Consider the following 16,019-nt stretch of genomic DNA (forward strand, 5'->3'; position numbering starts at 1 on the left):
AAATTAGGAAAGGGCTCTTAATCAATTTAAAAAAATAACTCAGCGATTATTTTAACTTTAGAGAATCTAAGGCATGATAGAAAAAATCTTGTTGATCATTCATAGACACAAACAATCCGTTTGGAAATTTTTTACCAAGGGATTCTGTTACTACATCGCAACCATCGGTTTCTATCGTTCCTAAGTTTATCGTTTTAACAAAACTATTATCACTTCTTTTAAAAATATTGAAGCTGTGATCTTGCTGGTTGGACACAATCAAAAATCCATTATCTCCACCGTAAGTTGCTATAGCAATACCTTCAATATCATCTTTAAAATATTCACTGCCAAACAATGCTATTTCTTTATCTCCTTGTTTTGGATCAGCGTGGTATTTTCTAATTCCAACACCTTCATCAGAATAATACACATATCCTAAAGCATCGTCAACAGCAATAGCTTCAATTTCTTTTTGTCCACTAAAAGTTCCTAGCTTTCTCAATAAATTAGCATGTACTCCCAATGAATCACTTACCAAAGCATATTGATAAAGATAACCTTGAGTTGGTCCTGCTTTTCTGCTTACAAATGCTGAAACTTCACCTGTTTTTGGGTTTTTATAGATTGAAATTCCCATAGGTCTTTTCATTTCTATATTAGTTTCATCAGTAAATACTTTATAACCTCCATTATCTAAAGGTTTCATATCTGGAACTGAGTATAAACGGATTTGGTTTTTCTCTCTTTCAGTAAACATCATAATATCTGTTTCAGTAGAATCAGTCAATTTAAAACCATATTCTATATCAACGTTATTAGGATAGCTAACTCCTGTAAGGCTTTTTTCTTTTATGATTTTTCCGTCTAAATCAAAAGCATAAACACCTCCATTTACCTCATCTTTATCGGTTCCAAAGACAATACTTTGCTCAGGATTTTCACGATTTATCCATATTGCTGGATCATCACTATCGTGTGGTAGTTTTTCAGTTTTTAGTGTTGGCGCCACTTCTGGCAATCCGTTTCCACAAGAAAACAGTACTAAAGCAATAGCGCCTAATATAAATGTGTTCTTCATCTTCTTACTTCTTAAACAAATCATACTTTAAACCAAATGTTAAACGCTTTTCGTAGTATTCCATTTGCATGGTTCTACTACTTACACCTTGATAATAACGTAACGGTTGGTTGGTAATGTTGTTGATGTTAAGGTATAAGCTCAAGTTTTTGTTGATAGCAACATTAGCATTAAAATCTAAGAAAAGTTGCTCATCATAATATCTATCTTCAAACGCATTTCCACCAATTTCATCAATGTAAGCATCAGAATAGTTAGCTGATAAACGTAAACTAAAGTTTTTACCTGCATACCCTAAAGAACCGTTGAACATGTTAGGTGCTGTTTGTGGTAAATCTAAGTCTGTACGCTCTTCACCATCTTCATTACGAATACCATCTGTACTAGATGTTAAGTACGTATAGTTTAAGTAAACACTAAAGTTCTTTGCAAATCCTGGAAGGAAATCTAAACGACGTTGAAAAGAAACCTCAGCTCCAAATACTGATGCATCGTCACCATTTAATGGTTGATATACTTCGAATCCATCTTCGTTTTCACTTTGGAAAGTGTACACAAAATCTTGAATATCTTTATAGAATAATCCACCTGAAATGATACCTACTGATTTAAAATAGTGCTCAGCCATAACATCAAAGTTCATAGATGTTGTTGGGTCTAACTCAGAGTTTCCTAAGAAAATTTCTTCGTCTTCGTTATTGATTTCTCTATAAGGTACTAAATCAACATAATTAGGTCTAGCCAAAGTATTCGTCCATGCAAAACGTAATATTGTGTTGTCGTTAAGGTTATACTTAAAATGAACACCTGGTAAAATATTAGTATATGAGTTTTTGTCTTTTACAACGTTAATCCCTGAAACATCACCTTCAGTATCAAACTCAAGTTCATTTCCTTCACTTTCAATAGAAGTATGCTCCAATCTTACACCTGCTAGTACGCTTAACTTATCTGATAAATCTTGGTTTAACATTGCGTAACCAGCATATACGTTTTCGTTTACATCAAAGTTTGCAGTAATATATTCTTCTGGAAGGTTTTCAGCTTCAAACAAGTTAGAGTCATTTAAGTTTAGACCTCCTAAAAATTCAGGACTTGCAAAATTACCTACTTGGTATTGACCACCTGCAAGAAAATCAGAATCAGAATAGTTTCTTGTTGGCACCATTCCTAAAAACTCTAAAGCTCCAGTCTCGTCACCATATTCTGTAAAGTCGTTTTCACGATTTTTGTTTTTCAATCTGGTTTTTGCTCCAAATTTTAAGAATCCATCCCTACCGTTTACAACAGACATTGGTACTTGTGCATTAACAAATAAGTTAAAGTCTTTTTCTTCGGTATATTGGTTTTCTTCAGTTAATTCACCAAACTCAAAATCTTCATAATTAGCATCAGTTGCACTTACAGGTGAAAACAATGGTTTGTCTTGATTATTATTAAAGTTAACTGCATATTCACTTTCATACTCTAAATAACGCTCATTTAAACGTTCTTCTGAAGCTTTTGAAAACGAAGCCATCCAATCCATTTGAACTTTACCAAACAAGTGCTCACCACCTAAGCTGTAGTTTTGCATACGTTGGTCTTCTAATCTTGCATTTTTATTTCGCTTGCTGTCAATTCCTCCTTTTGATTGACGCTTAGCTTCTACAGGAAACATCGTTAAGTTTCCATTAGCATCAACCGAAAAATCTCCTGCTCCAATATCTTCTCCATCTAAAATTTCATGCTCTAGCCTAAAACGGTTTTCTCTATCGTCTCTCCAGTTATAGATAGATTTAAAGTAAACTGTGTTATTCTTATCTAACTTATAATCTAAATTTGCTGAAAAACTTCTACGCACACGTTGTACTAAATACTCTCTAATTTCAAATACGTTTGCATAAGGGTTTACGTCAACTTCTTCAAGGTTATCTTCATCTCCATTGTTAAACTCAAACTCATCAGTCCACTCTGCTTCGACATTGTCACTTCCAAAGTCGTTATCGTTGATAGATGCTGAAACCATCCATCCGAACTTATTGTTTTTGCTACGATCTCCTACTAAGAAAGATCCGTTTAAAATTCTCTTGTCAGTAATAAAGTTAATACCAGAACCTGCTGTTGCAGATAAACGGAATCCTTGAGGTGACGTTTTTGTAATAAGGTTTACCGAACCACCAAGTGCATCTCCATCCATATCAGGAGTAACTGCTTTGTTTACTTCAATAGTTTGGATCATGTCTGAAGGAATTAAATCCATTTGTACGTTACGGTTATCACCTTCAGCCGAAGGAATTCTGCTTCCGTTTAATGTTACTGAATTTAATTGAGGAGAAAGACCACGAACAATAATGTTACGCGCTTCACCTTGGTCAACCTGCATTGTAATACCAGGAATACGCTTTACAGCATCTCCAATATTAGCGTCTGGGAATTTACCAATTTGATCAGTTGATACAATATTAGTAATGTTTGTTTTATTTTTTTGAGTGTTTAGTGCTCTGGCTTGACTTCCAAAACCATAAGCCACAACTTCTACTTCATCAAGCTCAGTACTTTTAGAAGTTAGTGTAATGTTCAATTCTGTTGTTTGAGAAGCAGTCACTGTTACTTCTTGCTTAAAATCGGCATAACCCAAATATTTAATTAAAAGGTTATACGTGCCTTCAGGTATATCTACCATAGTAAATTTACCGTCAAAATCGGAAACGACAGCTTTTTTAAGCTCTTCAATCATTACAGTTGCTCCTGGAACTGTAATTCCGTTGTCATCTGTTATAATACCTTGTAGATTTCCTGACTGAGAAAACCCATAAAAGGATACAGATATAAATAATAGTAAAGTAAATAAATGTTTCATTGATAGGTTAATTTTGTTTTAGACAAAACTAGACCTAAGCCATGTTTTGTAGCTTTAGAATGTGTTAACAAATAGTAACTAACCCTTGAAAAACAACTATAAAACATAGCAACATTTACAATTACTTAACACTCGATAAAGATTTGGAAAACATTTCCTATAAATTGAGTAAGTAGGCTTGCAAATCGTCTTTGGAGTCTAATGGCATTTTTTTTCTTAGTCTGTATCGAGCAATTCTAACGCTATCAGAAGTAATACGAAGTATCTCTGCGATTTCTTTAGATGATAAATTTAATCTTAGTAATAAGCATAAGCGCATTTCAGAAGACGACAACTTTTCTAAAGCAGATTGTTTTAAAATTTTAAAAAACGCTGGATGAATTTGACCAAAATAACCCATAAGTTCTGTCCACTCATTATTATTGTTTAAGTCAGCTTCAATTTCACTTGCTAGTTCCTGTAATTTGGTTTTTACTAGCTCACTATTTCTTCCTTTTAATTTGGTAAGTGTTTTTGAAACATCAGAAAGCATTTTGTTTTTATGCGCAATGTGTAAACTATAATTAGTTAACGAAGATACTTTTATATCTATTTCGCGTTTTAGAGCTTGTTCTTCGGCTGTTTTTTTGTCTAAATCGGCTTGTAGCAACTGTTGTTGATATTCTAAAATGTGTTTCTCGTGTTTTCGTCTCTTTTTCCAGTACAAAAAACCAACTATAAGTGCTAAAATAATGGCTCCAGTAATAGTTAAGATAATATACTGCCTTACTTTATTAATCTGGTTTTGCTTGTTTAGAAGTTTAACTTCGGCTTCTTTTTCTTTTACCTCATATAGTACTTGCATTGCACTTACTATTTCGGCATTGTTTTGTCTAAGTTCTTGTTCGTTAACTATGCTTTGGTTATTAAGGTAACTGTATGCTTTTTCATAATCTCCCAAATCAGCATAAGTTCTTGCTAAATCTTTTAAAGCACTTTCTATTTGAGATTCATTATTAGTTTTTTGAGCTAGCATTAAAGCTTGCTCAGTATACCCAAGCGCTTTACTATAATTACCTGTTTTACGATTGACATCACCAAGGTTATTAATGATGTTAATTTGAAGGTCGATTTCACTATTCTTAGCAAATGTATTTGCAGTTTTAAAATATTGATATGCTAAGTCATACTGCTCTAAATCTTCATAAATGCTTCCAATATTTTCATTGGTGCTTGCTAAACCTGTACTGTCATTTAGCACATTAAAAATAGAAAGACTTAACTTTTGAAATTCTAAAGCCTTTTCATAATTACCTTGTTTTTCTGCCACACTACCCAACAAAGCATTTGCTTTTGCTTTTCCTCTTGAGTAATTTATGTCTTCAGAAATTGTTAAGCTATTTTGCGCATACTTGTTGGCTTCACTATACTTTTTTAAATCAAGGTTTATTGTTGAAAGTGCATTTTGAATATAAACCAGTCCTGAATCTTTAGTTTTATGAATATCAAGATACGCTTGATAGTTCTTTATCGCTTCACTATAGAGTTCTAAGCGACTGAAAAAATCTCCTAGTTTAACATGCACCTGTGCTGTTTTTGAAGTGTTGGAACTGGTTTTAGCCAACTCAAGTTCCTTTTTTAAATCATATAACTTAGTGTCGATCTCATTTGTAGTATTGATTGACATTTGAGCACAAAGAGACACAGATATAAAAAAAGCAAATATTGTAATGGTTTGTTTATAAGTAGACAAAATGCAAACTATTTTATAAACCTATAAAGAAACGCTACAAGTGTTACCCAAACTTATTGTTTGTATGATGTTAATGTTATGAAATAAAAAAGCGGCTTAGAAATACATCTAGCCGCTTTAATTTTTTAAAAGAACTGTTTCTTAAGCCTCGAAAGGTTCTACAGAAACGTAAGATTTACCACCTTTTTTCTTTTCAAACTTTACAATACCATCTACTTTAGCGTGTAAAGTGTGGTCTTTCCCAGCATACACATTCTCTCCTGGATTGTGAGCTGTACCTCTTTGTCTTACGATGATGTTTCCAGCTACAGCAGCTTGACCACCAAAAATCTTAACACCTAATCGTTTCGATTCTGATTCTCTACCGTTCTTGGAACTACCTACTCCTTTTTTATGAGCCATTGTATTAAGGTTTTATATTGTTAATATTAAATGATACAGAAATTATTTTTCTATACCACCATCTAATTTGTCTTGTAATTCTTTTAATTCATCCCATTTCCCATCAGCTGCTAATTTAGCTTGCTTTGGCCAAGTGTCTGGTACATGACTACCACGAACGTCTGCGATGATTTCTGAAATTTGCTCTGGTTTAGCTTTAGCTAAATCTGCATAAGTTGCAATACCAGCTTCAATTAAAGTTTCAGCGATTTTTGGACCAATACCTTCGATTTTCTTTAAATCGTCAGCTTTTCCTGCTGCTTTTTTTGGTGCAGCTTTAGCTTCTACTTTAGGTTCAGCTTTTTTAGTTTCTTTTTTTGGAGCAGCTTTCTCAGCTTTTTTAGCTGGCTTAGCTCCTGAAGCTACGATGCTTTCAATAACGATTTCAGATAAGGCTTGTCTGTGACCATTTTTTACACGGTAACCTTTTCTTCTTTTCTTTTTGAAAACAATAACTTTATCACCTTTTAGGTGCTTAACGACTTTTGCTCCTACTTGAGCTCCGTCTATAGCTGGGGCGCCTACAGTTACATTGTTACCATCACCAATTAAAAGAACGTTATCGAAAGAAACTTTCTCACCTTCTTCTGTTGCTAAACGGTTAACAAAAACTTTTTGGTCTTTTTCAACTTTAAATTGATGCCCTGCTATCTCTACAATTGCGTACATAGCGTAACGTTTAAGTTTGTGTTAATAATTTTACTCAAAAATGAGTGCAAATATACGCCTAAATCTTTAATCTACAAACCTTTTATGCTTTTTGAGAGATATTATAGCTTTTTTTGAGTAATTGCATGAATGTTAAGGTGAGCACAACGGTTGAAGCCAATCCTTCAATTAAGATAATAAACACTAAAATTCCAGTGCCTTCTCCATAGTTACTAAACCATTCTCCTAAAAGCGTTTCAGTAAATTTTGGGTCTATATGAAACATGTAAATAGCCATAAAAGCTGTAAATAAAACTGTTCCTACAAAACCTGTTATTAATCCTGTTTTAAAACCGTCAATATAAGTAAAGCTGTCACTAACAGATAACTTATAATATTTTATGCCGTAATAAATACCTGTGGCCATAATAAGCCCATTAAAAAGTCTTAACCAAATATTCTCATGAAGATTAAACAATCTTACAAACAAAAAATAGGCTATTAAAGTTACCGCAATAAAAATTCCATATTTTAATGCTACCGATAAAGATGTTTTCATAATATAAATGTTTGAAATCAAGTCCTTTAAATTTCGTGAAAATTTGCGTATATAAATAATTTTATGCCTCTTTTTTACATTTATTTCACACAATGCGTAGTATGATTTACTATTTTTGTGAAACTTGTAACATTTTTCGCAACTCGAAGACTTACAATTTATATTATAAACTAAAAACAAACTCACAATGAAAAAAAGCTTATTTACTTTAGCTGCATTTGTATTAGCTGGTTTTGCTACATCTGCACAAGAAGTTGAATTTGAAGAATTTGATCTAGATAACGGATTACACGTTATTTTGCATCAAGATAATACTGCTCCAGTTGTTATCACCTCAGTTATGTACAACGTAGGTGGAAAAGATGTTGGAGGAACTCCTGATGCACCTCGTACAGGGTTTGCACACTTTTTTGAGCACCTTTTATTTGAAGGGTCTGAAAACATTGAGCGTGGGGAATTTATGAAAATTATTCCTGCAAATGGTGGTACATTTAATGCTAATACTTCTCAAGACAGAACGTACTACTATGAAATTTTTCCTTCAAATAAATTGGAGTTAGGGTTATGGTTAGAGTCTGAAAGAATGCTTCATCCAGTTATTGACCAAGTAGGTGTTGATACTCAAAACGAAGTTGTAAAAGAAGAAAAACGCCAACGTTATGATGCTCCTTATGGTGGAATTTTAGAGGCTATTGGATCAAACTTGTTTAAAGTTCACCCATACAAAGACCCTAATATTGGCTACATGGAAGATTTAGACGCTTCTACATTAGAAGAGTTTAATCAGTATTTCAAAGATTATTATGGACCAAATAATGCGGTTTTAGTTGTTGCTGGAGACATTGACATTAATAAAACCAAGAAAATGGTTAGCGATTATTTTAGTGAAGTAAAAAGAGGTCCTGAAGTAGTAAGAAACTTCCCCAAAGAAACTCCAATTACTGAGACTATCAAAGCTCAAGCATTTGACAAAAACATTCAAGTACCAGCAATTATAGCTACTTATAGAACTCCTGGTTTTGGAACAAGAGATGCTTATGTTTTAGACATGATTTCTTCTTACTTAAGTGGAGGGAAAAGTTCTGTATTGTACAAAAAGCTAGTTGACGAACAAAAACAAGCTTTAGCTGTACAAGCTGTAAACCTTGGTCAAATGGATTACAGTGTATTTGCTTTATTTGCTATTCCATTAGGAGAAGTTGATTTAACAACACTTTTAACTGAAATGGATGAGGAAATTGCTGTAATGCAAACTGAATTAATCTCTGAGCGTGATTACCAAAAACTTATCAATCAATTTGAAAATCAATTTGTAAACTCTAACTCAAGTATTGCAGGTATTGCAAGCTCATTAGCTACATACTACCTACTTTATGGAGATGTAAATTTAATCAATAAAGAAATTGATATTTACAGATCAATTACTAGAGAAGAAATTCGTGATGTGGCAAAAAAATATCTTAGCCCTAATCAGCGTGTAGAATTGGAATACTTACCTCAAAAAGACGAAAACTAAGATGAAAACGATATATAATAACATGAAAACAAAACTATCTGTATTAATTGTACTGTTTTTTGTGACAGTAAGTGTTACTGCTCAAATAGACCGTTCTAAACCACCTAAAGCAGGACCAGAACCAAAAATTTCGTTGGAAGTTCCTAGTGAGTTTGAATTAAAAAACGGATTAAAAGTATTGGTTGTTGAAAATCATAAATTACCAAGAGTATCGTATTCATTACGTATTGACAACAACCCAATAGCTACTGGTCAAAAAGCAGGTGTAGAAAGCATCTTAGGAAGCATGTTAGGAAATGGTACTACTTCTATTTCTAAAGATGAGTTTAATGAAGAAATAGACTTTTTAGGTGCTAGTCTTAACTTTGGGTTTAGTGGTGGATTCGCTAGCTCTTTATCAAAATATTCTGATCGTGTTTTAGAATTAATGGCAGATGCTGCAATTAATCCTTTATTAACTGAAGAGGAGTTTGAAAAAGAAAAAGTAAAACTAATTGAAAGCCTAAAACAAGAAGAAAAAAGTATTGACGCTATTAGTAGTCGTGTACGTAACGTATTAGCTTATGGAAAAAATCATGCTTATGGTGAATACATAACAGAAGAAACTATTAACAATATAACTTTTGGAGATGTAGTTGCTTTTTATGAAAAGTATTTTAATCCTAACAACGCTTATTTAGTTGTTATAGGTGATATTGACTACAGAACTATTAAAAAGCAAATTGAAGCTCACTTTAATGGATGGGAAAAATCTATTGACGTTTCTAATAAAGTCCTTCCTGCTGCACCTAATGCGCAATACACTCAAATCAATTTTGTGGATTTCCCAACAGCTACACAATCAAGCATTACTGTAACTAACAATGTTGATTTAAAAATGAATGATAAAGATTATCATGCAGCTTTAATTGCAAACAACATCTTAGGAGGTGGTGGAGAAGGTTATCTGTTTAAAAACCTTCGTGAAGAGCATGGATATACTTATGGTGCTTACTCTAGTCTTGGAGCTAGTAGATATGGTTTAGGACGTTTCAACGCTTCTGCTAAAGTTAGAAACATGGTAACTGACAGTGCTGTAGTTGAAGCATTAAAAGAAATCAATCGTATTAAAACTGAACCTGTAGACCCACAAACACTTAGAGACGCTAAGGCAAAATATGTTGGTAACTTTATTATGGGATTAGAGCAACCACAAACTGTGGCTAACTATGCTTTAAACATTAAGTTAAACAACTTACCTAAAGATTTCTATACTACTTATCTTCAAAAAATCAACGATGTAACTGTTGAAGATGTACAAAGAGTATCTAACAAATACTTTAAAACTGAAAATGCTCGTGTAGTAGTTGTAGGTAAAGGAAGTGATGTTTTAGAAAACCTTGAAAAAACAGGTATTCCAATTAAATATTACGATGCATATGCAAACCCTGTTGAAAAACCAAACTATGATGTAGCAATGCCTGAAGGTGTAGATGCTAAAAAAGTTATTAATGACTATTTAGAAGCTGTAGGTGGAAAAGCAAAAATTGAATCTACTAACTCTATATTAGTCTCTTACGAAGCATCAGCAATGGGAGCAACTATTGTAAGTGAAGAAAAACGTCTTGATGGAAAAGCTTCTCAAAGCATTTCTATGAATGGTAGCCCTATGATGGCTGTTGTAATGACTCAAGAAAAAGTTACAATGAACAAAAACCCATTACCAGAAAATATGGCTAAAGACATGAGCATTATGGCTGGTTTATTCCCAGAATTAAATATGCTTAATGCTGATAATGTAAAATTAGCTGGAATTGAGTCTATTGATGGTAAAGATGCTTATAGAGTTGAGGTTTCAGGAGAAGTAATTTCTCTAGCGTATTTTTATGATGTTGAAACTGGATTAAAAGTAAAAGAGATTCAAACAACTAATATGCAAGGTCAAACTCAAAGCCAAGAAACCGATTTAAAAGATTACCAGTTAATTGAAGGATTGAAGTTTCCTGGAGTTAGATCTGGAAGTCAAATGGGACAAGTTATTGAGTTTAAACTTAAAGAAGTTAAAATCAACGAAGGTGTATCTGATGCTGATTTTGACTAATTAAGTCTTTAAATAATTTTTTAAAAACCGAAGTGTATACACTTCGGTTTTTTTTATGCAATACTACTGTAAATCACAAAATTCGTTAATTATTTCACTAAAAACAGCAATATTTATTAGATTTGTTTCAAATTAAAATTCACTAAATACCCTAAAGGAGAAAAATTTAATTCATTATGAAAACAATAAAAAATATATTAGTTGTCTCTGTTTTAGCACTTTTTATAGTGTCTTGTAAAAACGATGCAAAACCTGAAGTTAAAACTGTTGATACCAATGTTGAAGAAACTTCAGTAAAGTTGGACCCAAATGCTACTTACGCAAAAGCTGAGTTTGGTATTGAAGGAATGACATGTGCTATTGGTTGTGCAAAAACCATCGAAAAGAAACTTGCTAAAATGGAAGGTGTAAAATCTGCTACTGTAGATTTTGACAAGCATTTAGCAATGGTTGAATATGACGAAGCTAAAGTTACCACAAGCTCTTTAGAAGAAGCGGTTACTAAAGCTGGTGATATGTATAAAGTTAATAACATGAAAACGGTTGAATCGTTCTCAAACAAATAAAAAGGTTAGTTACTAACTACAATTAAATAAAAAAGCCACTCAAAAATGAGTGGCTTTTTTTATTATCGTAAAGGAAACCCTTTTGCTGCCCACCAAGGATGGATTTCAATTTCCAGTCGTCCTGCTTGTACCATTGGATCAGCATTTGCTAAACTGTCGGCCATTTTTTGTGTTGGCACATTATATATGGTAATACCTCTTATATCTCCATCGTCACCAAAAGGTCCTGAAATATCAGCATAACCTAAATCGTACATTTTTTGTAAATGTGCTAAATGCTCTTCCTGTAAAATTGCAGCTTCCTCTTCATTTTGATTTCGTATTGTACCTCGCTTTAAAAAAGCAATAAAATACTGTTGCATGATTATAGTGTCTTGCGTCTTTTCATCAACATAATCAAAGGTCTTAAACCCTTTTGCAGTAAGTTCATTTTTTAACTCACTAATAGACTTTTCAGGTGTTACCTCTTCCTCTACTTCAATTAGGGTTGAGTCCTCAACAGCTTCAAAAGGTTCTTCTATCTCAGTAGTGGTTTGTTTAGGCTCTTCTTTGCATGCAACATATAATAATGCTACAACGCACAATGGTATTAGTCTTTTCATAACTTCCAGGTGTTGTATGGTTTTTTGCTTATTTGTGAATTATAATATTTAATGTCTCCTGTTACTTCTTCTCCTAACCAATCGGGTTTTTCAAAATGTTCATCTTTGGAGCTTAGTTCAACTTCGGCAATAATTAAGCCTTCATTATCTCCAAAAAATTCATCAACTTCAAAGATATGTTGTGCAACTTTAATCTCATAACGCATTTTGTCAATCACTCCTTTTTCGCAGAGTTTTAAAAGCGCTTCAGCATCTGTTTTATCGATGTCTTTTTCCCATTCAAAACGCGATAATCCATCACTTGTAGATGGTCCTTTTACAGTCAATACACCTTTATCACCTTTGAGTCTTACTCTAACTGTTCGTGCTTTGTCAGTATTTAAAAACCCTTGTACTATATGCATTTTTGAATACGCTTGGTTTTTAAACGCATGAGAAGTTACTAAAAATTTACGTTCTATTTCAATCATAGTTTTGACTAAATGAGCAGGATATCAATTCACGCTTTAAAATACAAATTTTGAGATTCCTGCCTTCGCAGGAATTAGTAAATTTACACTATGCAAAACGATTTACCAATACGAAAGATTATTCATGTAGATATGGATGCTTTTTATGCATCTGTAGAGCAAATGGACAATCCTGAATTAAAAGGTAAACCCATTGCTGTTGGTGGTAGTAGTAAACGTGGTGTTGTAAGTGCTGCAAGCTACGAAGCCAGAACATTTGGTGTAAGAAGTGCTATGAGTGGTGTTAAAGCAAGACGTCTTTGTCCTGAGCTTATTTTTGTGCGTCCGCGTTTTGATCGCTACCATGAAATTTCTAAAAAAATCAGGAAAATTTTTCATGATTATACCGATTTGGTAGAACCGTTATCGCTTGATGAAGCTTATCTTGATGTTACCCAAAACAAAAAAGGACACCCAAGCGCAACACTTATTGCTAAAGATATAAGGCAACGTATTTTTAATGAAGTTGGCTTAACTGCTTCTGCAGGAATTTCTATCAATAAATTTATTGCAAAAGTAGCTAGCGATTACAATAAACCTAACGGACAAAAAACCGTGAATCCTGAAGAAGTGCTTGAGTTTTTAGAAGCTCTAGACATTAGAAAATTTTATGGTGTTGGTAAAGTTACTGCCGAAAAAATGTACCAAAAAGGCATTTTTACAGGAAAAGATTTAAAAGCAAAATCGCTGGAATATCTAGATGCACATTTTGGCAAATCTGGGCGTTACTATTACTATGTGGTTAGAGGCATTCATAACAGCGAAGTAAAGCCAAATAGAACCAGAAAATCTTTAGCTGCTGAACGCACCTTTAGTGAAAACCTGTCTTCTGAAGTGTTTATGCTTGAAAAACTAGACCATATTGCTGAAGAAGTAGCACGACGTTTAAACAAAAGCTCAGTTGCTGGAAAAACTGTAACCTTAAAAATAAAATACAGCGATTTTACACTACAAACACGTAGTAAAACCTTACCTTATTTTATTAGTGATAAGAGTATTATTTTAGAGACTGCTAAAGATTTATTATACCAAGACAAGTTAAGCAATTCGGTACGTTTATTGGGTATTTCATTATCTAATTTAAACACTGAAACTTCTAAAAAAAGCACTGTAAAAACACCCGAAAAAGCAGTGAGTGTACAATTGCAGTTTGAGTTTTAAGGTATTTGAATTTATCAAAAAAATATCGACCTTAGTTTAACTGTGATATTGATGATTAAAACTATCCATATCTTTATCATTTACTCAGTCAAAAGACATACTCGCTCATTTTAGTTTTTAGTAAACGTAATTCAACATTAAATTTGAAAATCAAAATGTAAAATTCATGAAAAACATTTTAGTCCTAATTTTCCTGCTTTTCAGTTCAATTACTTTTGGGCAAAAAGTTATAATCAAGGGAGTTGCAATTGATACTACTAAAAACAGGAATAGAGTTAGAATTTCAGTTAACGATACACTTTCAAAATATTTTTCAGCAGATTTACCAAAATACAATAGACATTCAGAAATTACTAAAAACAAAGATTTATTTGTGACAGCAGATGAAAATGGAAATTTTAAAATAAAGGTAAAATTGACTGACTCATTATTTTTCAAATCTCCGCAACACATAACTGAATCATATCTTGTTTCAGATTTGGCTAAAAGAGATAGTATAAGAATTGAATTAAAACCAAAAGTTTGCACTGAATATATTCCTTGCAAAGAAAAACCTAAAATGCTTTATGCGTTTATTGGAAAAAAAATAAATGTAGAACCTGCTGATGACGTTTATTATTGCAATATAATCTCAATGGATTCAAAGTATGATGCTAAATATAAAATCCTTGAAAATTTGCATGGTGATTATCCTAAAGATACAATAAGTTTTATTTCGTATGACCATTTTTCTATAAAAAAATATAGCGATTTTGAAAATGTATTAATATATGTTGCTGATTATTGTGGTGAGTTAATTCATGTCAAATATCAATATCACAATTTATATAAAACTATTGACGGAAAATGGGCTTCGCCATATAATCCTTATATCTATAGAAAAATTGATTCAACATTTCACATAAAGCCAAGAAAAATTGAATTTGAAAAACCAATGGAATTTGAGTTTAAAGAAGAGAATTTGGAATTAATAAAAGAAAAATACCCTGAACCTTATTATGAGATTAAAAATGGAAAGGTTAAGGTTTTATATGGTAATTATCCGAATGAACTTTTTGAATTAAAAAAACTCACAGTTCTGAAAGAATTAGGTTTTTTTAAATAAAAACTACTGGTAACAACGTGTATAATCTATTACTCGCTTATTGCTAAACCAATAACAAGCTACTATCTCCTAAAATAAAAAAGCCACTGTAAAAACACCTGAAAAAGCAGTAAGTGTACAATTGCAGTTTGAGTTTTAAAGTGTTGACTTTATCAAAAAAATAGTCGTACTTCGTTTAACTTAAGCTAAAAACTAGTCTTTAAGAAAGTTATTAGTTGTAATTTTTTTAAAAACTTAACGCAACCATTTAATAATATTTACATCTATATCATGAGAACCACAAATAACTAAATTATGAGAAAAACATTATTTCTATTACTGCTTAATTCATTTCTCTCTTGTTCTAATGACAATTCATTAGAAAATAATGAAAATATTTTTGTTGGTGATGTCAATTTATTGACTCAAGAGGAGGTAGAGTCTTTTGGTTCAAATAATTATACTGAAATTACAGGCGACTTAAATATTGGTGACCCAGATTTTATAACTGATATAAATAACTTAGGATTTTTATCCTCATTAGAAGAAGTTGGTAATTTATCTATTTCTGTTGATGATTTAGTTAACCTTAATGGACTAAATAATTTAACAGTTATAAATGGTGATTTTTATATTCGTTCTATTAATACTATGGAAAATTTTAGTGGTCTTGATAATTTAACTGAAATTAATGGTGATTTTAAAATTGTGCGTTCTTTATTTCAAAATCTTATGGGTTTAGATAATCTGAATACTATTAATGGAAATTTAGAGATTTCTTCGGGTTATGCATTAACTTCTCTTTCAGGTCTTTTATTATCAACAATTGGAGGTGATTTAATGATAGAAAACTGTGATTTTCTGACTAATTTATCAGGTGCAGAAACCTTGACAGCTATAAATGGAAATTTATATATTCAGAATAATGATAATTTAACTTCATTAATTGGGTTAGAAAACTTATTAGTAACAGATGATATTATAATTGGAGGTGAAACACAGTTTGGTTGGGATGCACCAAATGAATTATTGTCTGATTTCTGTGATCTAACAAATCTCTTCAATAATGGCATCTATGGAGAATTAGTAATTACAAATAATCTATATAATCCTTCTTTGGATGATATTCTAAATAATAACTGCAGCCTATAAACTATAGCTAACAATTACTGCAATTTATTGTGATCAAAATTCCTGTCGGAATTTCAACGCAATTTTA

Annotated in this window: 14 protein-coding genes; 6 read left to right on the forward strand and 8 right to left on the reverse strand. The window is 32.2% G+C overall.

Going from position 1 to position 16,019, the window contains the following annotated elements; genetic code table 11:
• Nucleotides 1-46: 46 nt before the first annotated feature.
• The 6 genes from A8975_RS00200 to A8975_RS00225 form a co-directional block, all read right to left on the reverse strand.
• Entirely contained in the window at nt 47-1,060 is a 1,014-nt protein-coding gene (locus A8975_RS00200; RefSeq protein WP_134198261.1) for a phytase, read from the reverse strand.
• 4 nt (nt 1,061-1,064) lie between these two features.
• A complete protein-coding gene (locus A8975_RS00205) occupies nt 1,065-3,902 on the reverse strand; it encodes a TonB-dependent receptor (RefSeq protein ID WP_134198262.1) in 2,838 nt (945 codons plus the stop codon).
• Nucleotides 3,903-4,059: 157 nt separating this feature from the next.
• On the reverse strand, nt 4,060-5,634 hold the full coding sequence (locus tag A8975_RS00210; protein WP_134198263.1) for a tetratricopeptide repeat protein: 1,575 nt from the start codon (nt 5,632-5,634) through the stop codon (nt 4,060-4,062).
• 141 nt (nt 5,635-5,775) lie between these two features.
• The gene (gene rpmA, locus A8975_RS00215; protein WP_129759897.1) at nt 5,776-6,036 is read right to left on the reverse strand and encodes a 50S ribosomal protein L27; all 261 of its coding nucleotides are present in this window, start codon (nt 6,034-6,036) and stop codon (nt 5,776-5,778) included.
• A gap of 42 nt (nt 6,037-6,078) precedes the next feature.
• Nucleotides 6,079-6,744 carry a 50S ribosomal protein L21 gene (gene rplU / locus A8975_RS00220; protein ID WP_129759896.1) on the reverse strand — a complete coding sequence of 222 codons (666 nt, stop codon included), beginning with the start codon at nt 6,742-6,744 and terminating at the stop codon, nt 6,079-6,081.
• 82 nt (nt 6,745-6,826) lie between these two features.
• Nucleotides 6,827-7,282 carry a DUF4199 domain-containing protein gene (locus A8975_RS00225; RefSeq protein WP_134198264.1) on the reverse strand — a complete coding sequence of 152 codons (456 nt, stop codon included), beginning with the start codon at nt 7,280-7,282 and terminating at the stop codon, nt 6,827-6,829.
• A 187-nt stretch (nt 7,283-7,469) separates the two neighbouring features.
• Here A8975_RS00225 and A8975_RS00230 point away from each other — a divergent pair, with 187 nt between their 5' ends.
• From A8975_RS00230 to A8975_RS00240, 3 genes are all read left to right on the forward strand, one after another.
• Complete coding sequence (locus tag A8975_RS00230) at nt 7,470-8,798, forward strand: M16 family metallopeptidase (RefSeq protein ID WP_131506474.1); 1,329 nt, start codon at nt 7,470-7,472, stop codon at nt 8,796-8,798.
• A 22-nt stretch (nt 8,799-8,820) separates the two neighbouring features.
• Nucleotides 8,821-10,878, forward strand: coding sequence for a M16 family metallopeptidase (locus A8975_RS00235; RefSeq protein WP_134198265.1), 2,058 nt, complete (start codon nt 8,821-8,823; stop codon nt 10,876-10,878).
• Between the two features lie 176 nt (nt 10,879-11,054).
• Complete coding sequence (locus A8975_RS00240; RefSeq protein WP_131506472.1) at nt 11,055-11,444, forward strand: heavy-metal-associated domain-containing protein; 390 nt, start codon at nt 11,055-11,057, stop codon at nt 11,442-11,444.
• 62 nt (nt 11,445-11,506) lie between these two features.
• Here the strand turns inward: A8975_RS00240 and A8975_RS00245 are convergent, their stop codons facing one another.
• A complete protein-coding gene (locus A8975_RS00245; RefSeq protein ID WP_134198266.1) occupies nt 11,507-12,046 on the reverse strand; it encodes a YciI family protein in 540 nt (179 codons plus the stop codon).
• The gene (locus A8975_RS00250; protein ID WP_134198267.1) at nt 12,043-12,516 is read right to left on the reverse strand and encodes a CYTH domain-containing protein; all 474 of its coding nucleotides are present in this window, start codon (nt 12,514-12,516) and stop codon (nt 12,043-12,045) included. Before A8975_RS00250 ends, A8975_RS00245 begins: the two co-directional genes overlap by 4 nt.
• 90 nt (nt 12,517-12,606) lie before the next feature.
• Here A8975_RS00250 and dinB point away from each other — a divergent pair, with 90 nt between their 5' ends.
• From dinB to A8975_RS00265, 3 genes are all read left to right on the forward strand, one after another.
• Entirely contained in the window at nt 12,607-13,716 is a 1,110-nt protein-coding gene (dinB, locus tag A8975_RS00255) for a DNA polymerase IV (protein WP_134198268.1), read from the forward strand.
• A gap of 166 nt (nt 13,717-13,882) precedes the next feature.
• Nucleotides 13,883-14,821: a hypothetical protein gene (locus tag A8975_RS00260; protein WP_134198269.1), complete on the forward strand. Its 939-nt coding sequence runs from the start codon at nt 13,883-13,885 to the stop codon at nt 14,819-14,821.
• A gap of 294 nt (nt 14,822-15,115) precedes the next feature.
• Nucleotides 15,116-15,952, forward strand: coding sequence for a hypothetical protein (locus A8975_RS00265; RefSeq protein ID WP_134198270.1), 837 nt, complete (start codon nt 15,116-15,118; stop codon nt 15,950-15,952).
• The last annotated feature ends 67 nt before the right edge of the window (nt 15,953-16,019 follow it).

Source organism: Meridianimaribacter flavus, assembly GCF_004366715.1.
Classification (GTDB): Bacteria; Bacteroidota; Bacteroidia; order Flavobacteriales; family Flavobacteriaceae; genus Gaetbulibacter_B; species Gaetbulibacter_B jejuensis.